Source organism: Cyclobacterium plantarum (assembly GCF_011290685.1).
Classification (GTDB): Bacteria; Bacteroidota; Bacteroidia; order Cytophagales; family Cyclobacteriaceae; genus Cyclobacterium; species Cyclobacterium plantarum.
Genome location: NZ_JAANYN010000020.1, coordinates 1 through 23,048 on the forward strand (window position 1 = coordinate 1; position 23,048 = coordinate 23,048).

At 43.8% G+C, this 23,048-nt stretch carries 20 protein-coding genes; 9 read left to right on the forward strand and 11 right to left on the reverse strand.

Annotated features, from left to right (window positions below; all coding sequences use genetic code 11):
• Positions 1-148 precede the first annotated feature (148 nt).
• The 9 genes from prfB to G9Q97_RS24180 form a co-directional block, all read right to left on the reverse strand.
• A protein-coding gene (prfB, locus tag G9Q97_RS24140) for a peptide chain release factor 2 (protein ID WP_166151758.1) occupies positions 149-1,253 on the reverse strand; the annotation gives its coding sequence in 2 pieces (ribosomal slippage) (positions 149-1,192 and positions 1,194-1,253; 1,104 coding nt in all).
• An 86-nt stretch (positions 1,254-1,339) separates the two neighbouring features.
• On the reverse strand, positions 1,340-1,870 hold the full coding sequence (locus tag G9Q97_RS24145; protein ID WP_166151760.1) for a hypothetical protein: 531 nt from the start codon (positions 1,868-1,870) through the stop codon (positions 1,340-1,342).
• A 37-nt stretch (positions 1,871-1,907) separates the two neighbouring features.
• Positions 1,908-2,975, reverse strand: a complete 1,068-nt coding sequence (locus tag G9Q97_RS24150) for a branched-chain amino acid aminotransferase (protein WP_166151762.1) — start codon at positions 2,973-2,975, stop codon at positions 1,908-1,910.
• A gap of 6 nt (positions 2,976-2,981) precedes the next feature.
• A complete protein-coding gene (locus G9Q97_RS24155; RefSeq protein ID WP_166151764.1) occupies positions 2,982-3,530 on the reverse strand; it encodes a cob(I)yrinic acid a,c-diamide adenosyltransferase in 549 nt (182 codons plus the stop codon).
• A gap of 25 nt (positions 3,531-3,555) precedes the next feature.
• The gene (locus G9Q97_RS24160; protein ID WP_222852077.1) at positions 3,556-4,272 is read right to left on the reverse strand and encodes an ABC transporter ATP-binding protein; all 717 of its coding nucleotides are present in this window, start codon (positions 4,270-4,272) and stop codon (positions 3,556-3,558) included.
• Positions 4,273-4,351: 79 nt separating this feature from the next.
• Positions 4,352-7,129: a tetratricopeptide repeat protein gene (locus tag G9Q97_RS24165; protein WP_166151767.1), complete on the reverse strand. Its 2,778-nt coding sequence runs from the start codon at positions 7,127-7,129 to the stop codon at positions 4,352-4,354.
• The gene (gene gatC / locus G9Q97_RS24170; protein WP_166151769.1) at positions 7,129-7,416 is read right to left on the reverse strand and encodes an Asp-tRNA(Asn)/Glu-tRNA(Gln) amidotransferase subunit GatC; all 288 of its coding nucleotides are present in this window, start codon (positions 7,414-7,416) and stop codon (positions 7,129-7,131) included. Before gatC ends, G9Q97_RS24165 begins: the two co-directional genes overlap by 1 nt.
• Positions 7,413-8,171, reverse strand: a complete 759-nt coding sequence (locus tag G9Q97_RS24175) for a lysophospholipid acyltransferase family protein (protein WP_166151771.1) — start codon at positions 8,169-8,171, stop codon at positions 7,413-7,415. Before G9Q97_RS24175 ends, gatC begins: the two co-directional genes overlap by 4 nt.
• A gap of 88 nt (positions 8,172-8,259) precedes the next feature.
• A complete protein-coding gene (locus G9Q97_RS24180) occupies positions 8,260-9,573 on the reverse strand; it encodes an NfeD family protein (protein ID WP_246255858.1) in 1,314 nt (437 codons plus the stop codon).
• A gap of 199 nt (positions 9,574-9,772) precedes the next feature.
• On the opposite strand from G9Q97_RS24180, the gene G9Q97_RS24185 reads away from it, so the two are divergent.
• The 4 genes from G9Q97_RS24185 (at position 9,773) to rpmF (ending at position 13,037) form a co-directional block, all read left to right on the forward strand.
• A complete protein-coding gene (locus G9Q97_RS24185) occupies positions 9,773-10,984 on the forward strand; it encodes a DPBB and LysM peptidoglycan-binding domain-containing protein (protein ID WP_166151773.1) in 1,212 nt (403 codons plus the stop codon).
• Between the two features lie 205 nt (positions 10,985-11,189).
• Complete coding sequence (pdxA, locus tag G9Q97_RS24190; RefSeq protein WP_166151775.1) at positions 11,190-12,212, forward strand: 4-hydroxythreonine-4-phosphate dehydrogenase PdxA; 1,023 nt, start codon at positions 11,190-11,192, stop codon at positions 12,210-12,212.
• A gap of 66 nt (positions 12,213-12,278) precedes the next feature.
• The gene (locus tag G9Q97_RS24195) at positions 12,279-12,827 is read left to right on the forward strand and encodes a YceD family protein (RefSeq protein ID WP_166151777.1); all 549 of its coding nucleotides are present in this window, start codon (positions 12,279-12,281) and stop codon (positions 12,825-12,827) included.
• 18 nt (positions 12,828-12,845) lie between these two features.
• Positions 12,846-13,037: a 50S ribosomal protein L32 gene (rpmF, locus tag G9Q97_RS24200; RefSeq protein ID WP_162344242.1), complete on the forward strand. Its 192-nt coding sequence runs from the start codon at positions 12,846-12,848 to the stop codon at positions 13,035-13,037.
• An 80-nt stretch (positions 13,038-13,117) separates the two neighbouring features.
• On the opposite strand, the gene G9Q97_RS24205 is transcribed toward rpmF, so the two are convergent.
• Entirely contained in the window at positions 13,118-14,677 is a 1,560-nt protein-coding gene (locus G9Q97_RS24205; protein ID WP_187357750.1) for a hypothetical protein, read from the reverse strand.
• A 140-nt stretch (positions 14,678-14,817) separates the two neighbouring features.
• Here G9Q97_RS24205 and G9Q97_RS24210 point away from each other — a divergent pair, with 140 nt between their 5' ends.
• The 3 genes from G9Q97_RS24210 (at position 14,818) to G9Q97_RS24220 (ending at position 18,505) form a co-directional block, all read left to right on the forward strand.
• The gene (locus G9Q97_RS24210; protein WP_166151779.1) at positions 14,818-15,990 is read left to right on the forward strand and encodes a 2-isopropylmalate synthase; all 1,173 of its coding nucleotides are present in this window, start codon (positions 14,818-14,820) and stop codon (positions 15,988-15,990) included.
• 175 nt (positions 15,991-16,165) lie between these two features.
• On the forward strand, positions 16,166-17,464 hold the full coding sequence (locus G9Q97_RS24215; protein WP_246255856.1) for an amidohydrolase/deacetylase family metallohydrolase: 1,299 nt from the start codon (positions 16,166-16,168) through the stop codon (positions 17,462-17,464).
• A gap of 9 nt (positions 17,465-17,473) precedes the next feature.
• The gene (locus G9Q97_RS24220; protein ID WP_166151781.1) at positions 17,474-18,505 is read left to right on the forward strand and encodes a metallophosphoesterase family protein; all 1,032 of its coding nucleotides are present in this window, start codon (positions 17,474-17,476) and stop codon (positions 18,503-18,505) included.
• 9 nt (positions 18,506-18,514) lie between these two features.
• On the opposite strand, the gene G9Q97_RS24225 is transcribed toward G9Q97_RS24220, so the two are convergent.
• Entirely contained in the window at positions 18,515-18,865 is a 351-nt protein-coding gene (locus G9Q97_RS24225) for a Spx/MgsR family RNA polymerase-binding regulatory protein (protein WP_166151783.1), read from the reverse strand.
• Positions 18,866-19,082: 217 nt separating this feature from the next.
• On the opposite strand from G9Q97_RS24225, the gene G9Q97_RS24230 reads away from it, so the two are divergent.
• Complete coding sequence (locus tag G9Q97_RS24230) at positions 19,083-19,559, forward strand: DUF4168 domain-containing protein (protein WP_166151785.1); 477 nt, start codon at positions 19,083-19,085, stop codon at positions 19,557-19,559.
• Positions 19,560-19,925: 366 nt separating this feature from the next.
• Positions 19,926-23,042, forward strand: coding sequence for a DUF5107 domain-containing protein (locus tag G9Q97_RS24235; RefSeq protein WP_166151787.1), 3,117 nt, complete (start codon positions 19,926-19,928; stop codon positions 23,040-23,042).
• Positions 23,043-23,048: the final 6 nt, after the last annotated feature.

Genomic DNA, 23,048 nt, shown 5'->3' on the forward strand with positions numbered 1-23,048 from the left:
CCGCCTGGCACGGAGCGGCCGGCAGCAAGGCCTGGCTCATGGTAGACGAAGTGGTGATGAATTGAGATAAGGGGTGCGATAAAGAAGTTATTATGTGTGGATCTAAAAGTAAAAAGGACCTGAAATAAACAGGTCCTTAGATTGAATTTTATCCTTTGTCTTTTACTTCCTCCTCACTTTGTGCAAGCAGATAGGCTTTTATGAAGTCATTTAGTCCTCCATCCAGTACAGTTTGTACATCTGAAGTTTCATGTGCTGTTCTGGCATCCTTCACCAATTTATACGGATGCAAAACGTAGTTCCTGATTTGGGATCCGAAATCAATTTTCATTTTCCCGGATTCCACTTTGGCCCTTTCTTCATTCCGCTTTTCCATTTCCCTCTGGTATAACCTTGATTTCAACATCTGCATTGCTTTTTCCCGGTTCCCAAGTTGAGACCTTTCTGCCTGGCAAACCACGACAATCCCGGTGGGTTTATGGGTGAGTTGAACTTTGGTTTCCACCTTATTTACATTCTGACCTCCAGCTCCTCCTGATCGGGAGGTGTGGAATTCCACATCTGAAGGGTTGATCTCAATCTTGATGGTGTCATCTACCACGGGATAAACATATACGGAAGCAAAAGAGGTATGCCGCCTCCCTCCACTATCAAAGGGAGATATCCTCACCAACCGGTGCACGCCGGATTCTGATTTGAGGAAACCATAAGCCAAAGGGCCTTCAAATTCCAGAGTCGCTGATTTGATTCCGGCCACTTCGCCTTCCTGCAGATCAACCTCTTTTACTTTGTAGCCATTTTTCTCTCCCCACATGATATACATGCGAAGCAGAATGGATGCCCAGTCATTGCTTTCCGTTCCACCTGCTCCGGGATTGATTTCCAACATTGCATTCAATTGGTCCTCTTCACTACCAAGCATTTTCTTGAGCTCCAGATCCTCTACTTTGTGTAAATTCTTTTGGTACTCAGCTGTTATTTCCTCTTCAGAAACCTCCCCGGCACTGTAAAATTCATACAATACATCCAGGTCCTGTACCCCGGTGTCTACATCTTCAAACTGACTGGTCCAGGATTTTCTTGCCTGTATTTGTTTCATCATTTTTTCTGCTTCTTCCGGATCATTCCAAAAATCTGGCTGGGCAGAAATGGCTTCAAATTCTTCTATTTCCGCTTTCTTCCGGTCGTAGTCAAAGATACCTCCTCAAGGCCAAAATACGGGCCTTCAAGTCTTTCAACTGATCTGTTGTCATAGTTGCTTTCTCTTGTTTTATGATTGAATATAAAAGTCAAATTTCGGCAATTTCCCTCAAATTACCTATTTCAACATTAAAATGGCCTATTGCTCCTTCCCCTCTTCCAATTCATCCAGGGCTATAACCTGCAATTTATTTTTACCTTTATTTTTGAATTTCCTATACCTCAGGGGCTGAAGCAACAAACCACCACCAATCAAAGACCCTGCGATAACCAATATCTCTGGTTCATAGCTGATAGTTTGGTCCGCATACAAACTATTGACCCCTCCTGCAAAAAGCAATAATCCTCCCGCCGCAATAGGCAACAGGCTCATATTGGACAAGGTTTGATTTCTGGGATCTTTGTCACGAACATCAATGGCCTCAATCTGATCAAGGGTCAATAAATTTTCCTCTAACACGATTACGCCCTGCTTGATCTCCCTGATCACATCCTCAATGTAATAGTCCAACCCCTTTTGAAGATACACGATGGATTTGCCTACTTCATAGGTTAGCCTGCTTTTTTCATTTTTTCCCCGCTGTAGGATCAGGTAATTCTGAGCTAACAAATCTGCATGGATCAGGCAAAACAACAGGATTACTGAAAAGGCACTTTTTTTGAACAGCATAGGTAAAAATTATTCCACTTAGCTCGATTAGGAAGGATTAAATTTTCATTATCCAACCATGATCATCAGCTACTTTCCCATATTTGATATCATCAAGCCGTTTTAAGACCCTGTCGGAAAAAGCTCCGGCTGCCTTCTCCGGCAACACATAATCCTTATTGTGAATATTGATCAGTCTGATAAACGCAACAGTAGCCGCCGTGCCCGTACCAAAAGCCTCTTCCAATCTTCCGGAAAGGAGCGCATCTTCCAGTTCAGAAACAGTCAAAAAACGTTCTTCGACAGGCATTCCCATCTCCTTTGCCAAAATCAACACACTATCCCTGGTAATGCCTTTTAAAATGGTTCCGGTGCTGATTGGGGCTGTAATAAGGGTACCATCAATCACGAACATCACGTTCATGGTGCCACTTTCTTCTATGTATTGATGTGTTTTACCATCTGTCCAAAGCAACTGATCGTAACCTTCTTTCTGGGCTTTCCGTGCGGGAAAGAGGGAGCCTGCGTAATTACCTGCTGCTTTTGCCGCACCGGTCCCCCCTTCAACAGCTCTGGCATACTGGGTTTCTACCTTCACTGCTACTGGTTTGGAATAATAATTCCCCACAGGGGAGGTAAGGATCATGAATTTGTAATTGTTGGATGGCCTTATTCCCAGATAATCATCCGCAGCAAATATAAAAGGGCGAATGTAAAGTGAGCATCCGGCTTGTTTGGGAATCCAATCCTTATCCACCTCCAAAAGTTTCCTCATTCCTTCCATGAAAATTTCTTCCGGAACCTCAGGAATACACATCCTTTGCGCGGATTCATTCAGCCTTCGCTGATTGGCATCACCTCTGAAAACGAGAATTTCTCCCGCCTCATTTCTATAGGCTTTTAAGCCCTCGAAAACCGACTGCCCATAATGCAAGGTGGCATTGGCCGGATTAATTTGTAGTGGACCATAAGGTTCTATCCTAAGATCCTGCCATTCTCCGTCTTTATACTCTGCCACAAACATGTGGTCACTGATGATTTGGCCGAAGGACAGTTCATCAAAATTGGTAGTTTCCAATTTTGAATGCTTCGATTTATTGATATTGATCGTTAAAGTCTTATTCATAACTGGTCAATTCCCTGGCTTCCAGGTGATTTCACTTACATTTAATTCAACTGCCAATTGTCTGCTCAAAACAAAAAAGTAATCGGAAAGCCTGTTGATAAATTCCAGTACCAGCGCTTCCACGGTTGAGGCTTCCATCAAAAGGACAACACATCTTTCTGCCCTCCTGCATACCGTCCTTGCAATATGAGCTATGGAAACTACCGGATGTCCTCCAGGAATGATAAAATTCCTTAAAACAGGCAGCTCAGCTTCCATGGCATCAATTTTATTTTCAAGGAATGCGATATCTTTTGCCGTAAATTCAGGTTTTCTGACCTGCGCTTTTTCCGGATCACTTGCCAAAAGGGCTCCTATCACAAACAACCTGTCCTGGATAAAATAAAGCTCGTCCTTACGCTTTTCATTGGCTTCCTGATCACGCAATAAGCCAAGGTGAGCATTGAGTTCGTCTATGGTGCCATAGGCATCAATACGCAAGTGGGACTTGTTTACCCTGGTCCCTCCTAAAAGGGAAGTTTCGCCTCTATCTCCCGTTTTGGTGTAGATTTTCATGAATTTTGATCTGAAGATGCGTGGATTAGACCACTGATTTATCAACAATTGTAGGATTGGGATTGACTTCATCTGATTCTACCAATCCATCCCTTAACCGGATTACCCTGTGGGCATAATGGGCAATATCATCTTCATGGGTAACCATGATAATGGTATTTCCCTTTTGATGCAATTCATTAAATAAGTCCATGATATCATAGGAAGTTTTGGAGTCCAGGTTACCCGTGGGCTCATCAGCCAGGATAATACTCGGATCATTGACCAATGCCCTCGCTATGGCCACTCTTTGCCTTTGACCACCGGAAAGCTCATTCGGCTTGTGGTGGATTCTGTCATCCAAACCCACACTTTTCAAAGCAAGAAACGCTTTTTCCTCCCTTTCCGTTTTGTTATATCCCGCATAAATCAGGGGAAGGGCCACGTTGTCCAGACAAGTAGCCCTGGGAAGTAAATTAAAGGTCTGGAAAACAAATCCAATTTCTTTGTTTCTGATCTCCGCCAATTCATTTTCACTCATATCGCTGACATCCTTGCTATTCAGAATGTACTGGCCAGAGGTGGGTGTATCCAAACAGCCGATTATGTTCATTAAAGTGGATTTGCCCGATCCTGAAGGCCCCATAAATGCCACATATTCTCCCCTATCCACTTTTATACTTACAGATTCCAGGGCATGGACTTCCTCCGATCCCATGCGATAAATTTTCCGGATTTCCTTGGTTTTAATGATTTCTGGCATAATAAAATAATTTAAAGTGTGAAGATAGGAGATTATGGCCAAAAACCGGAATCCTTAGTGTTAAATTATACCAATGGATTCAGAAGTACTCCAGTTGCAATTCAGTTAAATCTTCCGGCCCTATCCATTCCGCCATCAAAGCAAGGTTACTACTGGCGTATTGATCTAGTCCAATTATCCGGCAATACCTGACCAATTCAATCCATAACAAGGGATCCCTGTTAAATTGGCTAGCTTCCTGCAATAAGGCATACCTTTCCTCATCATCAGAAAGGGTTGCTAAGCCTGCCAGAACCAAAGGAGTTAGATAGGCATTTTGGGCAGCTGAAAAATCAGGATTGTCTTTTACACTATCCGCCCCCTTAATCTGGTTGACATAGTCAGTTAGAAAAGAGGCTTCCTCCTTAAAAACCTCCTGATCCAGGGTCAATTCCAACAAACTATCCAGCCGCTCATGAGAAAACCAGTGTCCTTTTTTCAGCAGCATTTCCCTTGCCAAAAAAGCCCGGTGAGCGCTTGTTTCCAATCCTTCAAGGGCAGGAAGCAGTTCCCTTCCAAGCATTTCCGGCAAGCTTGCCAGTGCCTGATAAAATTTGACCGTATCATTTTGGATCAATTGCCTTTCGCTGTCAAATCTCATCCAAACGGGAAAATCGACACCCTGTGTTCCTGATACAAACAGCGCTTCCTCTTGCATCCCGCCAAAATAAAGGTATGGCAAATGAGCTGAGGTAAATTGAGAAAAGCCCTTTAAGGCAGCCTGCTTCCACTCTATGGCAGCTTTTTTAAAATCCCCCTCCCTGGAAAGAACCCAGCCTGCAAAAGCATGATAATACCCTGCATTCTTGTTGAAGCGAAAGGCCATGCCATTCAATCTTCTGAGCAAATCATTTACCCTGCCACTTTTATAGGCAAGTACCAAACCAGATTCCCTGATACTTTCTTCCTGATTGAGGGAGGGCGCTTGCTTCTGGAGTAATGTGTCAATGATTTCAAAGTATTCAGCAGGCACATTGTCTTCCTTCAAAGCGGTAAACTGATTGCGCAACATGGCCTGGTTTACCAAATTCCCTCCCTGCCTGATGCTGTCAACAGGAAGATCAAACCCAGCCTCCTCACCTATGACATTGGCGTAAGCCAGCAAGTTTATCTTATCTTTTAATGCAGCATTTTCAAAATCATTTTCCTTCACCTCTTTTCCATGAAAGATTTTAACCCCCAACTGATTGAGTCCTTGGGTGGACTCCTCCCCTTTCATGTTTGCCAAAACCCTTAATGCATCGTCCGGACGGTTCATTTGATGATAAATCAAAGCCAGGTTATTGGAAAGATAAGGATTTGAAGGGTAATAGGTTAATCCTTCTTCCAGGTAATAAATGGACTCATTCACCCGTTTCCGCTTTTCCAGCAACTCACTTAACAAAATAATATCAGGTACCTGTGGATTCTCTTCAAAACTTCTCAGAAGCGTGTTTTGTGCCAATGTTGGTTGATTTTGGTCCAAATACAATTGGGCACTTGCAAAAAGTGCCTTTTCGTTTTTTCGGTATCTTTCAAAAGCATTTTCATACAGTACAGTAGCCTCTACGGGACGCTTGCTTGCCAGGTAATAATCGGCCGAAAATTGGGTGGAAGAAGTACTGAATTGTATGGCAACAATACCGTCGGCATATACCAGGAAAATCAATAAACTTAGAAAGCCTCCCAAACGCATATGGAAATAAGGGAAAAAGGGAGGCTTGTAAACAATTCTTTCCACGGCTGTGCCGCTGTTAAGAATACCTGAAAAATTCACCCAGATGTATAAGAAAAAAAGCAGGCCAAAACCCAATTGACTATAAATGAAAATGTGCTGCAGGAAATCCAGCATGGGTGTATTAAGGGTGACCTTACCTTTAAATATCAGCAGCAGGCACATGGCAAGTCCTGTCAGGTAAAATAATTTACCTACCCAGGCAAATGCAAAAGGTTGGGGATGGTTGTTGATTTTATGATGTACATCGAAGTATCCCACCAGCCCCACAATTAAAAGAAGAAGTTCAAATGGAGGAAGGGGCCAGCCACTAATGCTGCCGGTAATTTCCAAAAGCATTAATCCAAGCAGCATCAGGTAGGCGGTACCCAAAACGGCAAAATGCCAGGCAATTTTAATGCCTACGCCGCGGTTCATCCTGGCCAATAACAGGTAAATCCCCGAAATCAATGATTGACCGGTATATATCAGATAACCAGCAGCCATGCTCATGGCCATCAGGGAAATATTTTCTGAAAACAACAAGGTGGGATATGGTGCATTGGCAAGAAAAATCAATAGAACCAGGCAACCAAGCCCTGATCCGAAAACGACTAATGCGCGTTTTCCTAACGAAAGGTTTTCGAAAAAAAGATGGATCAAAGCTATAGGTAGCAATAAAAACACCAGGCAAATCACAAGACCATAATTCGTCCCTACCCCTCCGATGTTAAGACTGTTTACACCACTTATGGTCAACATGAAAACCAACAAGCCGGCACCCAATAGGAAAGCATTTCGCCTGACCAGGGTAATCAACCACACATATACCAACAATAAAAACCAGGTTATAATCCCAAGCCACTGGGTGAGAATAGGATATTGCTCGACTTCACCAGCAACGAACCGCTCAAAAAGTAAAAAATTCTGTGTGTTTAACCGGATAAAACCAGTACCCGTATAAAAATCTCCAAGAGGTACCGTAATCGTTTCCAGGCCGGTGGCAATTGACAGTGGAAGTGTTTTAAACGCACCAAGGTCAAAGATCAATATACCGATCCCTGAAAGCAGGAGGACAAACAATACAATGGTCAGGATGGTCTTTCTCCACAACTGTTGGTGCATTATTCCATTACCTTTGGAACGCGAAAGTAATCCGAATCTCTCTGAGGAGCATTTTTCAACCCTTTCTCATGATCCAGGTGCTCACCTACCACATCCTCCCTCATGATGTTTTCTTCAGAAGACATGGTGATTAATGGTTCCACTTTTGAGGTGTCCAATTCATTCAATTTTTCTACCCAATCCAATATCTGGGTCATGTCTTTGGTCATTTTCTTTGCTCCCTTTTCGTCAAATTCGAGTCTTGCCAAATGAGCGATTTTCTTAAGGGAATTGGTATCTAACTTCATGTATTCATTTTTTTAAATTCCATTGAGGCATTATCTTTCCATAACTGATCCTGGATGATTTGGAAGCATTTTTCTTTCAGCCATCCTACATCCTTCTGATCCAAACCCTCCACAGCCACAGGGGGGTGGATGACCACTTTTACAGGTTTGTACCGCAACAAAAAACGGCCATCATCGGGCAAAATTAAGTGATTGTAAGATAAAGTGATAGGAATTATCGGAATTTGTTTGTCCAAAGCCACTTTAAACGCTCCATCTTTGAATCTGGCCATATTCGGAGGTTGTTGGCTGGATATCCCGCCCTCCGGGAAAAATACAACACTGCTTTTCTGATCCAATGCTTCCTTTGCCTTCAATATGGATACTCCCCGGCTCTTTAAGCTGTTCCTGTTGACAGAGATATGCAGGTTTTTAAACATATATCCGAAAATAGGGACTTTGGCCAGGGAACTTTTACCAATAAAGACCAGGTCAAATGGAATCAATCCCAGCACCGGGATATCCAGATAAGAAAAGTGATTGGAGACGATTACAAATTGGCTCCCTTTCCTGAAATGGTGCAGGTTCTCTATTTTCACCTTAAAAAACAGCAACCCAAAAAACACCTTTGACCAAACCCTGTTCAACTTTCTTCCCTGCGCTTTTTTATTTGGAAATTCTATGGTGAAAACGAAAACCGGAAACAAAACCAAAAAAGTCATGATAAATACAATACTTCCATAAATGGAATAAATCCTTCTTATCACTTTATTCATAAAAACAAGGCGTTTGGATCCCGGAATCTAATTAAAACCAATGTCCCTGAGGGCTTAGAGATTGTTTTGGTATATGTGTCTTTGTTGTTCAACCCGTAATTTTTTTGACCCTCAGGGAAGTCCCTTCTGTACTGATTACCTGAATTTGTTCGCCCCTATCTATAAATTCTCCTCTGGAATAAGCATCATACATTTCGTCATCAATCAGCACTTTCCCGCTCGGCATCAACCGGGTATGAGAGATGCCCTTTTTTCCCAACATTTCACTGCTATAAAAAGATGAGGTATATCCCTCCGTTTTTTGTTGGGTGGTGGACAAAGAAATTCTACTAAAGCTTTCCCATTGATTGATTTTAGGAGTTAAGGTAAAAATTAATACAGTAGCCACAATTGCAGAAAGGATCACGGTCAATAAAGCGGCAAACAATTTCCCTGAACTTACAAAAGTAAAATCAAACTGTTCATTGGGGAGCATGCCCATGGTGAGTCCGGCCAATACACAGATTATTCCCAGGATGCCAAAAACCCCAAAACCCGGTACAACAAATATCTCCACGGCCAGCAGGATAATGCCCACTACAAAAATCACCAGTTCCAGGTTGCTGGCCAGACCGGTGAGGTAATAGGGGATAAAATAAAGCAGCACTGCCAGGGCACTGGCAGCCAATGGAAATCCAATCCCCGGGGTTTGGATTTCAAAATAAATCCCTGCAAAAATGATCAGAATCAAAAAGCCACTTACGGCGGGATTCAGAAAAAAAGCGATGATATCCTCCACTACCGAGGGGGAATAATAATATATCTCAAAATTTTCGATACCGTTACGGGCTACTATTTCGTTGATGGAGGAAACTTCTGCTTCGCAAAATCCATGTTGAATCGCTTCTGATACAGAAAAGGTAACCACCTCCCCCTCTTTGGATATCCCTTCTATTTCAATATTCTCATCCACCATGGCTTCTGCTATTCGGGGATCGCGACCGGAGGCCTCAGCTGTACTCCGCATGATGGAACGCATGTAGGACTGGTATTTGTCGGGAGCAGCTTCTCCGGTACCGCCCATCACTACCGTGGCGGCCCCGATACTGCCCCCTCTCGCCATGTATATGCTGTCACAGGCAATGGAAATCAATGCACCGGCGGATGCGGCATCTTTGTCAATAAAGGAATGGATCGGGGTTGGAGATTCCAAAAACAGGGTACGGATTTCATCCGCATCAGTAACCGCCCCACCATAGGTATCCATGTGCACAATGATCATGGCCGCATTTTTATCCCGGGCATCCTCCAATGCCAGTTTTACTTTCCTCGTCATTCGGGGGTCTATATCGCTTTTCATATCAAAAACATATACCGTTTTCAAAGAATCTGCCGGTTTTCTATCTTGAGCGAAAACTTCCATACTTCCCTGAAACCCTATGAATGCGTAAAGCATTAATCCAAATACCAATTTCATTTTCTGATAGATTTATTATTTCCGTTTGAATATACCAATAAAAACAATGAAAGCCCGTATTGGTATAATATGGAGTTGCAATTGATAAAATAAATATCAAATTTGCATCAAGTTTGGGTAATTATTGTCAGAAAACTGTAATAACATGAAGTACTGGATTTTGATTTTGGGGTTAATTGGTATCGCTTTGCCTTCTGAAGGCAATATATTGGTATCCATTGATTCGGTAGGAATAGAGCGTGAGGGGGAAAAATCCTATATCATCCATCAGGTAGAACCCCAGGAAACCCTCTTTGCGATATCGAGGCGATACGGCGCCCCCGTAGGGGATATTGTACAAAGCAACGATAACCTGAAAGCCGGTTTAAAATCAGGGCAGCGCATTCGGGTTCCTTTTGTGGAAAAGGTGATGGTTTCCAAAGATGCCAAAATTCACAAGGTAATCCCCGGAGAAACGCTTTTCTCCATTTCCAAAAGTTATCAGGTGGAGATAGAAGAATTGATGGAATGGAATGACCTGAAAGGAAATGACCTTAGCGTCGGCCAAGCCCTGATCATCAAAGGACTAGGGGAAAAAACGGAGCCTGTTGCCAAAGAAAAAATTGAAGAGACGGCAGAATTGGCCGATCAGACCGTGGCAGTAACTAATGAAAAGGTAAGCAATAAACCGGAAAAAATAAAACCGAAAAAAAACACTGAAGATACACCGGGTAAAAATGAATCCCCTGTGAGTGAAGCCAAGAAAACGCCCGACACCAAAAACCTGGTATCTCCTGAGGGCAACTGGATTTCACATCAGGTAGCTCAGGGCGAAACTTTGTTTGCCATAGCCAGAAAATATGATTCCCGGGTAGAGGATCTTATTCAGTGGAATGGCCTTTCTTCCAATAATCTTTCCATAGGACAAACGCTCAAAGTGGGAAGGGAAGTCAACCCAAATATTCCTGTAAGTCAATTGCCGGCCCCTAAAAACAATACTACAAAAGCAACACCAGAAAATCCTCGCCCGGAGAGAAAAAGCATTCCTTCTTCATCCGGAAGTTCTTCTTCGACTTCTTCCCGCACAAGCAATGTAAGTACCTCAACAGCATTCAGAAATGTCAAGGAAAGCGGACAGGCAGAGGTAATTGAAGGGACTGGTAACCACAAAAAATACCTCGCACTTCACCGGACGGCCCCTGTTGGCACCATCATGAGGATCAGAAATGAAGAGAATGACGTTACTGTTTTTGCCAGAGTGGTGGGGGTACTTCCGGAAACCGGTGACAACAACAAACTGCTGATCAAGGTTTCAAAGGCCGCTTTTGACCAGCTCAAAGCGGTTAATTCCCGCTTCAGGGTAGAGGTATCTTATTGAATAAAATCTTAAAAACCGGGACTTTTCACACCTTCTTTCCGGTTTTTCAACAGACCAATCCGGTCAGGGCATATTGAATTTGCCAGTGATCCTGTTTTCAACCTGCCTTAATAGATAGAAAGGAAGTTTGATAAGGGATAAAATTTTAATGATTAAATTGGCAGGAATAACATTTCAGCAACAGACACCCATGTTTTTATAGCGCATGAATATTAAAAAAAACAAACCCGTAATTGGCATCAGCATTGGAGACATCAATGGAATTGGTGCGGAGGTAACCATGAAAGCCTTACAGGACAGCAGGCTGCAAAAAATGGTCACCCCGGTAATCTACGGACATGGTAAAGCCATTACCTATTACAGGAAAATAATGGAGATGAATGATTTCAATTTTATGCAGATAAAAAGTATAGAAGAAATCCACCACAAAAAAACCAACGTGATCAATGTGGTCCAGGAATCTCCTGAAGTCATGCCGGGCGTAGAGACCAGAGAGGCGGGCAATATGGCCCTGGCCGCCCTGGACCAGGCCATCGTAGACTTGAAAAGTCAACACCTGGATGCCCTGGTTACGGCTCCCTTAAATAAAAGCAATATCAACAGTGCGGAAACCCCTTTTATCGGCCATACAGAATACCTGGCAGATGCCTTTGAAACGAAAAAAAACCTGATGTTTATGGTTTCTGAAGACATGCGTATAGGCCTGGTTACGGGACATCTTCCGTTGAAATCTATAACAGCTAACATAACCGCAGAATCCATTAAGGCCAAGCTAAAAATCATGCTCAAATCTCTCACGCAGGATTTTGGTATTGCAAAACCGAAAATTGCGGTTTTGGGACTGAATCCACATGCAGGGGAGGATGGTCTTTTGGGAACCGAAGAACAGGAAATTATCCTTCCTGTGGTCAAAGAATTTAAAGAGAGGGGGGAATTGGTCTTTGGCCCTTATCCTTCAGATGGATTTTTCGGTATGATGCATCAAAAGAAATTTGATGGGGTATTGGCCATGTATCACGATCAGGGCTTGATTCCATTTAAAACAATATCCTTTGAAAACGGGGTGAATTTCACTGCTGGCCTACCCATCATCAGAACAAGCCCGGACCATGGAACGGCTTATAATATTGCAGGTAAAAACGCTGCAAATGAAGGTTCCATGCGTACAGCCATTTTTCTGGCCCATGATATCATCCGGAGGAAAGGGGATTGGGAAGCAGGCAGTTGAAATTAATTTTGCCTGAACTTTATTAATCAGAAATTATTATCTAAATTTGCGGTCTTAAATCAGAAGATGAAATTCATAAGGAAATTCGATATCGACATCATCCGATTGAAAGAGGGGGAGCATCATTTCAATTTTGAGATTGGCAGGGAGTTTCTGGATCACTTTGAAAAAATCAAGGATGTGGTCCACCAAATTGACCTTAAAGTTGATGTGTGCCTGGACAGAAAAACCAATCTTATCGAAGCGGATTTTTCCATTTCAGGTACGGTAGGGCTCACCTGTGACCGTAGCCTGGAAAAGTTTGAGCATGCCCTGGATGTAAAGAATAAAATCCTTTACAAATACGGTATGGAAGAAAAGGAAATCAATGAAGAGGTTTTCCAGATTACTCCAGATACGCCAAGTATTAACGTGGCACAGCTGATATATGAATTTATCCTGCTGGCCATTCCGGCGAAGAAGATCCATCCGGACCACAGGACCGAAGAAGATGAATCAGCGGAGGATGACGGATGGATTGTCTACGCAGCTGGAAACGAAGCAGAAAAAGAAGACGATATAGCCGGCCAAAACCCGTTTTGGGAGGCTTTGAAAAAATTAAAAAATAACGAATAATCTAAAAATCACATAGATATGGCACATCCTAAAAGGAAAATTTCCAAAACAAGACGAGACAAAAGAAGGACACATTATAAATTAAATGCTCCCGGACTGGCTCAATGCCCCACAACCGGTGAATTTCACCTGCCTCACAGGGCATTTTGGTTGGATGGTAAATTATATTATAAAGGCCAGGTGATCATTGAAAAAGAGGTTTTGGCCTGATTGATACAGGTTCAATTTAAAGCTGCCATGGAAATGACTTCTCTGGCAGCTTTTATTTTTTTAAACAATCCAATTCCAATTCATTTTTCCAAACGGGATTTTTCCAGAAATTTTTGCCGGATGACCTGCTGAACAGGTATGTTCCCGATTTTGCTTTCCAGCCAGGAAATGATGTCCAGGTATAAAAAAGCCCGTTTTTCAAAGGGGTGGTTTTCGTAGATTTTGAGTTTTTCCCTCAGGTCAATAAATGCACCTTTGAGCTCATGGTCGTAAATCCGGCTTAGCTTTCTGACAAAACGCATCATTTCTTTTTGAACCTGGTGCAAGTCATCCATCTTGATCAAAAACCGATACACATTCCGAATCTGCCCATCAAGCTTCTCATCCAGTCCTGCTTCATAGCTGGCGATAAGCTTCAGGATATGGGCAAAACATTGCAGGTCTTCCCGCAGGCCATCCTGGTTGTTTTCAATAACCTGATCCAGGTAAAAAATAGCCCTTTCATTGTCCCCATGGCCAAAATAAAGACAGGCTACTTTATAGTGCAACACCATCAGGTGGTGAATATCCAACTTATTTTTAATAGGTTCCATCTCCTTCATCAGGACCGGCACCAATTGCTTTACGCCCTCTGAAAATTCTCCCTTTAAAAAATGAATGTTGAGCAGGTTGGAATAAAGGTATAAAAATGCCAGAATCCGGCTATTGTCATCCATCACAAAGTCTCCTTGCTTCAGGCTTGCCCTGAATTCATCCAACACCTCCGAAAACCGACCGTAGTAACCCAAATAAAAAAGGGTATCCAGCAGGTAGTGATAAGCCTTCAGGTAATTACCGGTGGCCACCCGGATCATGTGTGGGGATTGTTGGAACAAATCCACCCAATGCTGTGCTGCCCTGTAGCAAAGCGGGAAATCCTGGATAATATGAAAATACCACACCTGGGCCTGAAAAAGGTACATTTTCTCGTAAAAGCCCAGATCAGCAAGGGTGTAATCAGGCAAATTGCTTTGATAAAAATTTTCCAGTTTCCGTCTCCCCTCTTTGTCCTTGATGTACCCTGTTTTCAAATATATGCCGTACAATTGAAGAGAAAGGCTGGAAAAGCGATTTTTCAGATCTACCCGGTGAGAAAGTTCCGATGATTCCTGCCCAAGGAGCTCGGCCCTGTTTCTTATACTTCTGGTAATGTGCTGGGATTCGATCACCTTTTCCATCTCTACCACACGAAGCATCACGGTATCCAGCCCATACTGCCCGGCCACATGCTTTGCTTTATCCAAAACCTTCAGACTTTGCATGTACAAGCCCTTATTAAACAAAATCCTGCCAAAATCAATCTGTTCATTCAGCTGGAGCTCTACATTGCGGTCTGCATACAAGAGCCGAAGGGAGGTCAGCACCTGCTGGTACAAATGCCCCTTCATGTTCGACAACTGCTTTTTGCCTACCGGTGCTTTTTTTAACAGCAGGGCTTCATCATATTCATCCATTTTATCCAGCACATCAAAAAGCATCAGGAATTTGGCATTCTGATTAGATGAAAGCCTTTTGGCATACAGCTTGAAACTCCGCTTTTCAGAGGGGGACAAGCTGCCAATCAAATCAAAGAGAAAATCTTTTCTAAAATTGGATATCATATATAAATGTAATCTATTTATTTGATTTACAGTGTTTTATAACTTTTTTATACTATTCAGGTATCGGACATATAAAGTTAATCGAATTTCAATGCCCACACTAAGGTTTTACATTGGTTTTTAATAAAAACAAAACGAGCATGGATGACAATCACGTATTGATCTTTGACACTACCTTAAGGGACGGAGAACAAGTACCCGGATGTAAATTAAACACCCCACAAAAGGTCGAAATCGCCCAGCGTCTTGAGGCTCTGGGAGTAGATGTGATCGAAGCGGGTTTTCCCATCTCCAGCCCCGGGGATTTCAAATCGGTGGTAGAAATATCGAAAAATGTAACCGAACCCATTGTTTGCGGCCTCTCCCGAGGGGTAAAAAATGATATTGAAACAGCGGCAGAGGCCCTAAGGTATGCCAAAAGACCAAGAATACATACAGGAATCGGCACCTCTGATTCCCATATCAAATATAAATTCAAAAGTAACAGAGAGCGTATTCTGGAATGGGCCGCTGAAGCGGTGGCCCATGCCAAAAAATTTGTGGAAGACGTGGAATTTTATGCCGAGGATGCCGGCCGGACAGAAAATGAGTACCTGGCAAGGGTGTGTGAAGCGGCAATCAAGGCCGGTGCCACGGTTTTAAATATTCCGGATACCACTGGCTATTGTTTACCCGATGAATATGGCGCCAAAATAAAATACCTCTGCGATCATGTCAAAGGAATAGAAAACGTCATCATTTCCGCCCATTGCCACAACGATCTGGGTTTGGCTACCGCCAACTCTATTTCAGCTGTGATGAATGGTGCCAGGCAAATCGAATGTACCATCAACGGTATCGGTGAAAGGGCAGGAAATACTTCCCTGGAAGAAGTTGCCATGATCATGAAACAACATCCAAGGTTAAATGTCCACAATCGTATCAATGCCAAACTACTGAATCCGATTAGCCGCTTGGTTGCAGAAAGGATGGGTATGCTGGTACAACCCAATAAAGCCATCGTCGGCACCAATGCCTTTGCCCACTCCTCCGGAATCCACCAGGATGGGGTGATCAAGAACAGGGAAACTTATGAGATCATCGACCCCCTGGAAGTGGGTGTGGATGAATCCATGATTGTGCTTACTGCCCGGTCTGGCAGAGCCGCATTGGCTTATCGCGCCCATAAAATAGGATACAACCTGACCAAACTGGAACTGGACAAGGTTTACCATATTTTTCTGGACCATGCAGATGTCAAAAAGGAAATCCTGGATACAGACATTCACGAAATCATAGCTGAAGCGGGAATCAATCAACATCAGGAGGTCTGAACAATTCATCAAGGGGGATAAGCATCCCCCCTTTTTTTTACCCGGATAAAAAGGAAACCAAATGAAATTTTCCTTCCTTTTAAAAAGCACGTTTTGTCAGCTATCAGCCAATCAACATAAAAAACTTGCAACTGGCCGGACAAATTTTTAATTTAATTAAAAAATTAAAATACTTATGATTTCGCCCAGCCACAATCCCTCTGTTTCAATAAAAAACCGCATGAGCCTTTGGCTGAAATTCAGCCTTCTGCCTATACTAATCTATTCCTTTACCCTTCCTTTAGCTGCCCAGCAATATGATATCCTGATCAAAGGTGGCCATTTAATGGACCCCAAAAATAACATTGATGAACCAATGGATATTGCCATTAAAGGGGAGCAAGTCGCTCTGGTCCAGAAAAACATAAGTTCTGAATTAGCCGTCCAGGTGATCGATGCCAGCGGCTTGCATGTTTGCCCCGGGCTGGTGGATATCCATACCCATAATTTTTACGGATTAGACCCCTACGGTCAATACAGCAATGGCTACAATTCCCTTCATCCCGATGGATTTACTTTTCCTTATGGTGTGACTACCGTAGTGGATACCGGAGGGTCCGGATGGAGAAATTTCAGACAATTTAAGGAGCAGGTGATCGACCGGGTCCGGACCCGGGTATTGGCCATGCTCAATATTGTGGGCCATGGCATGAAAGGGTCGCCTTATGAGCAAAACCTGAATGATATGGATCCCAAAATGACGGCTATGGTAGCCCGACAATATGCAGATCATATCGTAGGCATCAAAGTAGCCCATTATTCCGGCCATCAGTGGGAACAGATTGATCGCCTGGTAGAAGCCGGGAAAATGGCCAACATTCCCGTCATGGTGGATTTCGGGGGAGCCAACCCTCCCCTTTCCCTGGAAACCTTGTTTATGGAAAAACTAAGGCCCGGAGATATTTATACCCACATATTTGGCGGGGGAGGCTTTGGCAGAGAGGCTATCGTCGATTTGGGAGGCAACCTCAGGCCTTTTGTCAAAACCGCCCAGGAAAGGGGAATTGTCTACGATGTAGGCCATGGAGGTTCTAGTTTTGCCTTCAAACATGCCATACCCGCCATGGAGCAAGGATTGAAACCCAACACCATCAGTACCGACAGCCATATGAGCAGTATCATGAGTGGTATGAAAAACATGAACAACGTAATGTCAAAATTCCTGAACATGGGCATGAACCTGAATGAAGTGGTTACCGCATCCACCTGGACACCAGCCCAGGTCATCAACAGGCCGGAATTGGGACATCTGAGTGTCGGTGCTGAAGCAGACATTGCGATTTTGAATGTTCTTGAGGGCAATTTTGGTTTTACCGAGAAAACCGGAGAAGGAAAAATGAGGGGAAAGCACAAAATTGAAAATGAACTCACCATTAAAGCCGGGAAGGTTGTTTGGGACCTGAATGGCCTCACCGCTCCCCTATGGGATGAATAAAAATAAACGATGAAAAGAAGACATTTCTTTCAAAAAGCGGGAGCGCTTTCCGCAGGAATTGGACTGGGCATCCATGAAGGTGTTCAGGCTGCCGGTAAAGGGGTAAATTATAAAAAACAGCCCTTTGCCGTAGGCATCAATGACTATAAAATTGAATACCACGTACCGCAGCTGAAGCAGGCAGTAAAAATCATGCACATTACAGACACCCATCTTTGGCGGGACGATGAAAGAGGTGCTCCTTACCGGCAATTTAGTGGACGAATGGCCAAAGCATACAATGAGACGCGCCATTTCATGACCGGAAAACCTACACATCCTGAAGAAGCCTTTGAGCAAACACTGAAATTGGCACGGGAAGCGGGGGCGGATGCCATTACCCTGACCGGAGATTTATTCAGTTTCCCTTCTGAGGCTGCCATCGAATGGGCATATGAAAGGCTCGAATCACTGAATATCCCCTATTTTTATTCCAGTGGCAACCATGACTGGCACTACGAGGGCATGGAAGGAAGCTTGCACGAACTAAGAAACACATGGATAGAAAAACGCTTGCTACCCCTTTACAAGGGCAATGACCCCCTGATGTATGCTGAAATGCTGAAAGGAATTAATGTGGTCAATATTGACAACAGCTATTATGAAATTTTACCCGAGCAACTGAATTTTTTCAGACAAGAATTAAAAAAAGGCCTGCCTATGGTTCTGATGATGCACATTCCGCTTTATGCACCTGGCCGAAGCCTGGGATATGGCTGTGGTCATCCTGAATACAAAGCAGCCAATGACAAGAATTTTGAACTGGAACGCAGACAAAGATGGCCGGAAAAGGGCCATAGCCAAACCACCATGGATTTTCACAAGGAGGTTTTTGACGCAGAAAACCTGCTCGGTATTTTTGCCGGACATATTCACCGGCAAACGATCGACTGGCTCAATAGCACCCCACAATTTCTCACCCAGCCCAATGCGGCCGGTGGTTACCTGGAAATTGACTTTTTACCCATGAAAACCGCAGACCAAAAGAAATTCAATGGCTAAATGCGGTTTTCAAATCTTGCGCTTTATCGATGCTTCATCAAGCCCGGCCTGCATGCTTCCATCTTCGAAAACCAAAATGGGTCTTTTGATCATGCTGCTTTTTTCCTGTAATAAGGGAATGGCAGTAGCCTTACTTTCTGTCGCGGATTTTGCCTCATCGTCCAGCTTCCTGAATGTTGTCCCCCGCTTATTGACAACCTGTTCCAATCCCAGTTCATCAATAAACTTCGCCAACAAAGCGGTATCGGGTTTTTGTTTCTTGTAGTCTACAAATTCGTAAGGTTTGCCTGCCTCTTCGAAAAGGGCAAAGGTCTTCTTCATCGTGTTGCAGTTCTTTATTCCGTAAATCTTGGTTTTCATGTGTTTATTATTATTTTTTATTTGCCACAACTTGTCCCGATCTTAAATCGGGAGAATCTCGCATGATTAATATTCATCCCCGTGTGTCACCTCCGTCATGCTCGATTTCATCTTTTTTTCCTACTTAACAAATTTTAACAGGGAAATTTTATAATTTTGGAACGTTTATTGCAACTTTATTTAGAAAATCAATTACAGTAACAAAGTAAACCAAATCATGACGTATTCAAAACTATTTAATGCATCTCTTTTTTCCATATTGTTTTCCGCCTGCTTTGCCTTTGTAACCGTGGCACAGCAACAGGTTAATGACAATTTTACGGATGAAGAATACGAACAGTTTGTCAGCATCAATCAATCTCTTGCTCCCATGCAGGCAGAAGTGGAAACCAAAATGGTTGGTATCCTGGAAGATAAAGGGATGGAAGTTCCCAGATTTCAGGAATTAATGCAAGCTCAGCGACAAGGCAACATCATGGATGCCACCGATGATCCTGAAGAAATAGCCACCTTTAACGAGGCAGGTCAGGAAATCATGAAGGTACAGCAGGAGAGCCAGCAAAAGTTACAAAAACATATCACAGATAATGGTATGGAAATCAAGAAATTCCAGGAAATGTCCATGGCCTACAACCAGAGTCCTAAAGTAAAGGAAAAGGTGGATGCCAAAATGGAAGAGCTTGAAAACCAATAGTAGCTGCCATTTCCTGATTCAATCATTATTCAAAAGGAGTTTAAAAGGGGTTTAAATACCCCTTTTATTTTTTTCAAGCTAGAGTTCATTTTTTCCAATACCGGTCTTGGACAGTATTGATTGTTCAAATTTTCCGTTTCAGCTTAATTCCCAATTGTTGGCAATGGAATTTATTGAGAGGCTTTTTTTATATTTCAACTTGGGTAAACCTGTAACCCTAAACCTACAAACAAAAAATCTGCTCCTGTTTCTTTTTGCTGTGAGATAAAATCCGCTATTGGTCACTCTAAGCCGCCATTTTTATAATTACCGGGGTATTTTACATGGATTTTTGCTACATTCAAATCTAAACTCACCCGAAACTCAATGAAAATAAACTATAGCTTTGCAGTGATGGGCCTGCTGTTCGCTCAGCTATGCTGGGGGCAGCAAGCGCAGGTATCCCAGGAGCCCACTGCCTTTACCACCTATCCCTATTCAGATCCAAGTCCTGTGCCTTCATTGGCCTACAAACCGGATATTTATCCCTATTTTAAATTTGAAGGGTACAGCAAAGATCCGGTAAAAAAGGAATGGAACCTTATTACGCTGGAAAACGAGTACCTGAAAGTTACCATCATGCCTGAAATCGGCGGGCGTGTATGGGGCGCAGTGGAAAAATCTACCGGTAAGGATTTTATTTACGAAAACGAGGTTGTCAAATTCCGAAACATTGCCATGCGGGGACCCTGGACTTCGGGTGGGATTGAATTCAATTTCGGAATTATCGGACATGCCCCTTCCACAGCATCGCCCGTTGATTACATCACCTATGAGAATGAAGATGGCAGTCTCACCTGTGTAGTTGGAACCATAGACCTGCCTTCCAGAACCCAATGGCGGGTAAAGATCAATTTACCCAGGGACAAAGCTTACTTTGAAACAGAGGGTATTTGGTACAATCCACAGCCTTTGAGGCAGCCCTATTACAACTGGATGACGGCAGCGGCCCATGTGGGTGAGGATCAGGAATTTTTCTATCCGGGGCACATCGCCTTGCAGCACAGTGGAGCCCTTATGGATTGGCCCATGCAGGAGGGCAAAAAGGTTAGCCTTTATGCCAACAATGCCTTTGGCTCCAGTAAATCTCACCATATGGCGGGTTCCTTCCAAAACCATTTCGGTGGGTATTTTCACGAACAAGGGTATGGCTTTGGGCATTTTTCCAGTTACAATGACATGCCGGGAAAGAAATTGTGGCTTTGGGCACTTTCCCGCTCGGGAGGAATTTGGGAAGACCTGCTGACAGATGAAAACGGGCAATATATGGAATTTCAGGCCGGCCGGATGTTAAACCAATTTTCCCCTTCCTCCCGGCAACCCAGTCCCCTGACCAAAGCCGGTTTTGCACCGTATACCATCGACCGTTGGACGGACTATTGGTTCCCTGTCAAGCAGACCGGGGGTATCAGTGCAGTGAACCGATCCGGAGTCTTTCACGTGACAATGGCAAACCAGACCCTTGCCCTGTCCTTCAATCCATTTGAAACCATTGAAGAAGAACTGGAAGTATACATCAATGGAGAGTTGGCACAGACCATTCTCCTTGAGGGTCAACCTATGGATGTTCTCAGGCATGAATTTAAAACAAATAAGCGTCTGGAAAAGCTGGAGCTGGTATTGAGATCGGAAAAAGTCTATTCCTGGGCAAAAGAAGACCCCATGAAACTGAACCGGTCCTTCAATAAGGAAGGAGCAGCCCCGCTATCAGAAATCGGAAAATTGTATTACAGTGCCCGGCAGGATTATTACAGCAGGGCCTATCCTGAAGCTCAGGCCAAATACGAAGAACTATTGAGCAAGGATCCCGCACATCCCCAGGCCAATATAGATTATGCCGAACTACTCTTTCGCTTTGGTCGGTACGAGGAGGCATTGGAACAAATAGCGCAGCCACTCGCAACGGACTTCTTTGACCCTCAGGCAAATTTTGTAGCGGGAGGAATTTACCTGGCTCTGGGGCAGGCCATTGATGCACTGGAAGCTTATGGATGGGCAGCCCGGTCCATGGAATTCCGCTCGCCTGCCTATACCGCCATGGCAGAGATTCACCTGGCCGAAAAAAACCTGGAGCAAGCAGCAAACTATGCACAAAAAGCCCTTGATTTTAATGTACACAACATCATGGCTTTACAGGTGCTAGCCGTAAAACACCGGCTTTCCGGTGAAAAACAGCAAGCAGGAGAAGTGTTGGAAAAGCTTTGGGACATCGATCCCTTAAACCATTTTATCCGGTTTGAAAAGTACCTGAACGAGCCGAAGCCTCAGGCCATGGAGGAATTTCATGCCCTGATAAACAATGAATTTCCTTACCAGACCCATCTGGAACTGGCGGCCACTTACCTCAGGTACAAGCAAAGAGGTGATGCCCTCCAGGTATTGCAGCAAAGCCCTGATCATGCCCTGGTAGACCTGTGGAAGGCCTTTTTGGATGAACAAGGGAAAGAAGCTGCCATGGAAGCCATGTTGGAAAAATCCATTGCCTTTGTACTCCCCTACCGGAAGGAAACCCTGGACATGTTGAAAAACGCAGGGGAGGAAAGGCCTCACTGGAAGCTGGATTATTACCTGGCGCTAAACCTGATGGCTTTTAACGAAAAAGCGCAAGCAGCAGCACTTTTGACCGGGATCGGTGAAAAAGCGGATGAAGCCGTTTTTTACCTGAACAGACCCCTCTTGCTGGATGAAACCGGCACAACAACCGATCACCTGGCAGATTTGAAAAAAGCTCTGGAAATGGATCCCTCCCAATGGCGCCATTGGCAGCAATTGGCCAGCTACCAGGCCGAAATAGGCCAGGATCAGGAAGTCCTTTCCCTGTTGAAGGAGGCCGTCCGTAAATTTTCCGGAAATTATGTACTGGAAATGGATTATATCCGGGCACTGAACCGCCAGGGTGACTACAAAAAAGCCATGGACTTGCTGGGTAAAATCCATGTCCTCCCCTATGAAGGAGCAGGTGAAGGCAGGGCTCTTTTCGAAACGGTCTACCTGAATGCTGCTTTGGAAGACATGCAAGGCAGCAAATGGAAAGCGGCCCGATCAAAATTGGAAAAGTCCCTTGAGTGGCCCGAAAACCTGGGGGTTGGCAAACCTTTCAACACCAACGAAACCATGCAGGATTATTTACTGGGGCTGGTGGCAAAAGCCCAAAAGCAACAGGAAATGTACCGCACTAAAATGCAAGCGATAATAGATGCCACTGAAAACATGTCCCACAACCGTCCTGAACAATTGCTGGCTTTATTTGCCCTGGAAGAAATGGGCAGAAGTACCGAGGCTTCAGCACGCTGGGAGAAGATAAAAAGTGAGGGGAATGAGGAAGTTGTGGATTTTATCGGAAGGTTTTACGGCGAAAGCCGGCAGCCTGCGGAATCCGGAACTCAAAATACCCGGCAGCAACTGTTGGAAAAAGTGGCAAAGGTCAGTCAAAAATTACAATAATGCGCT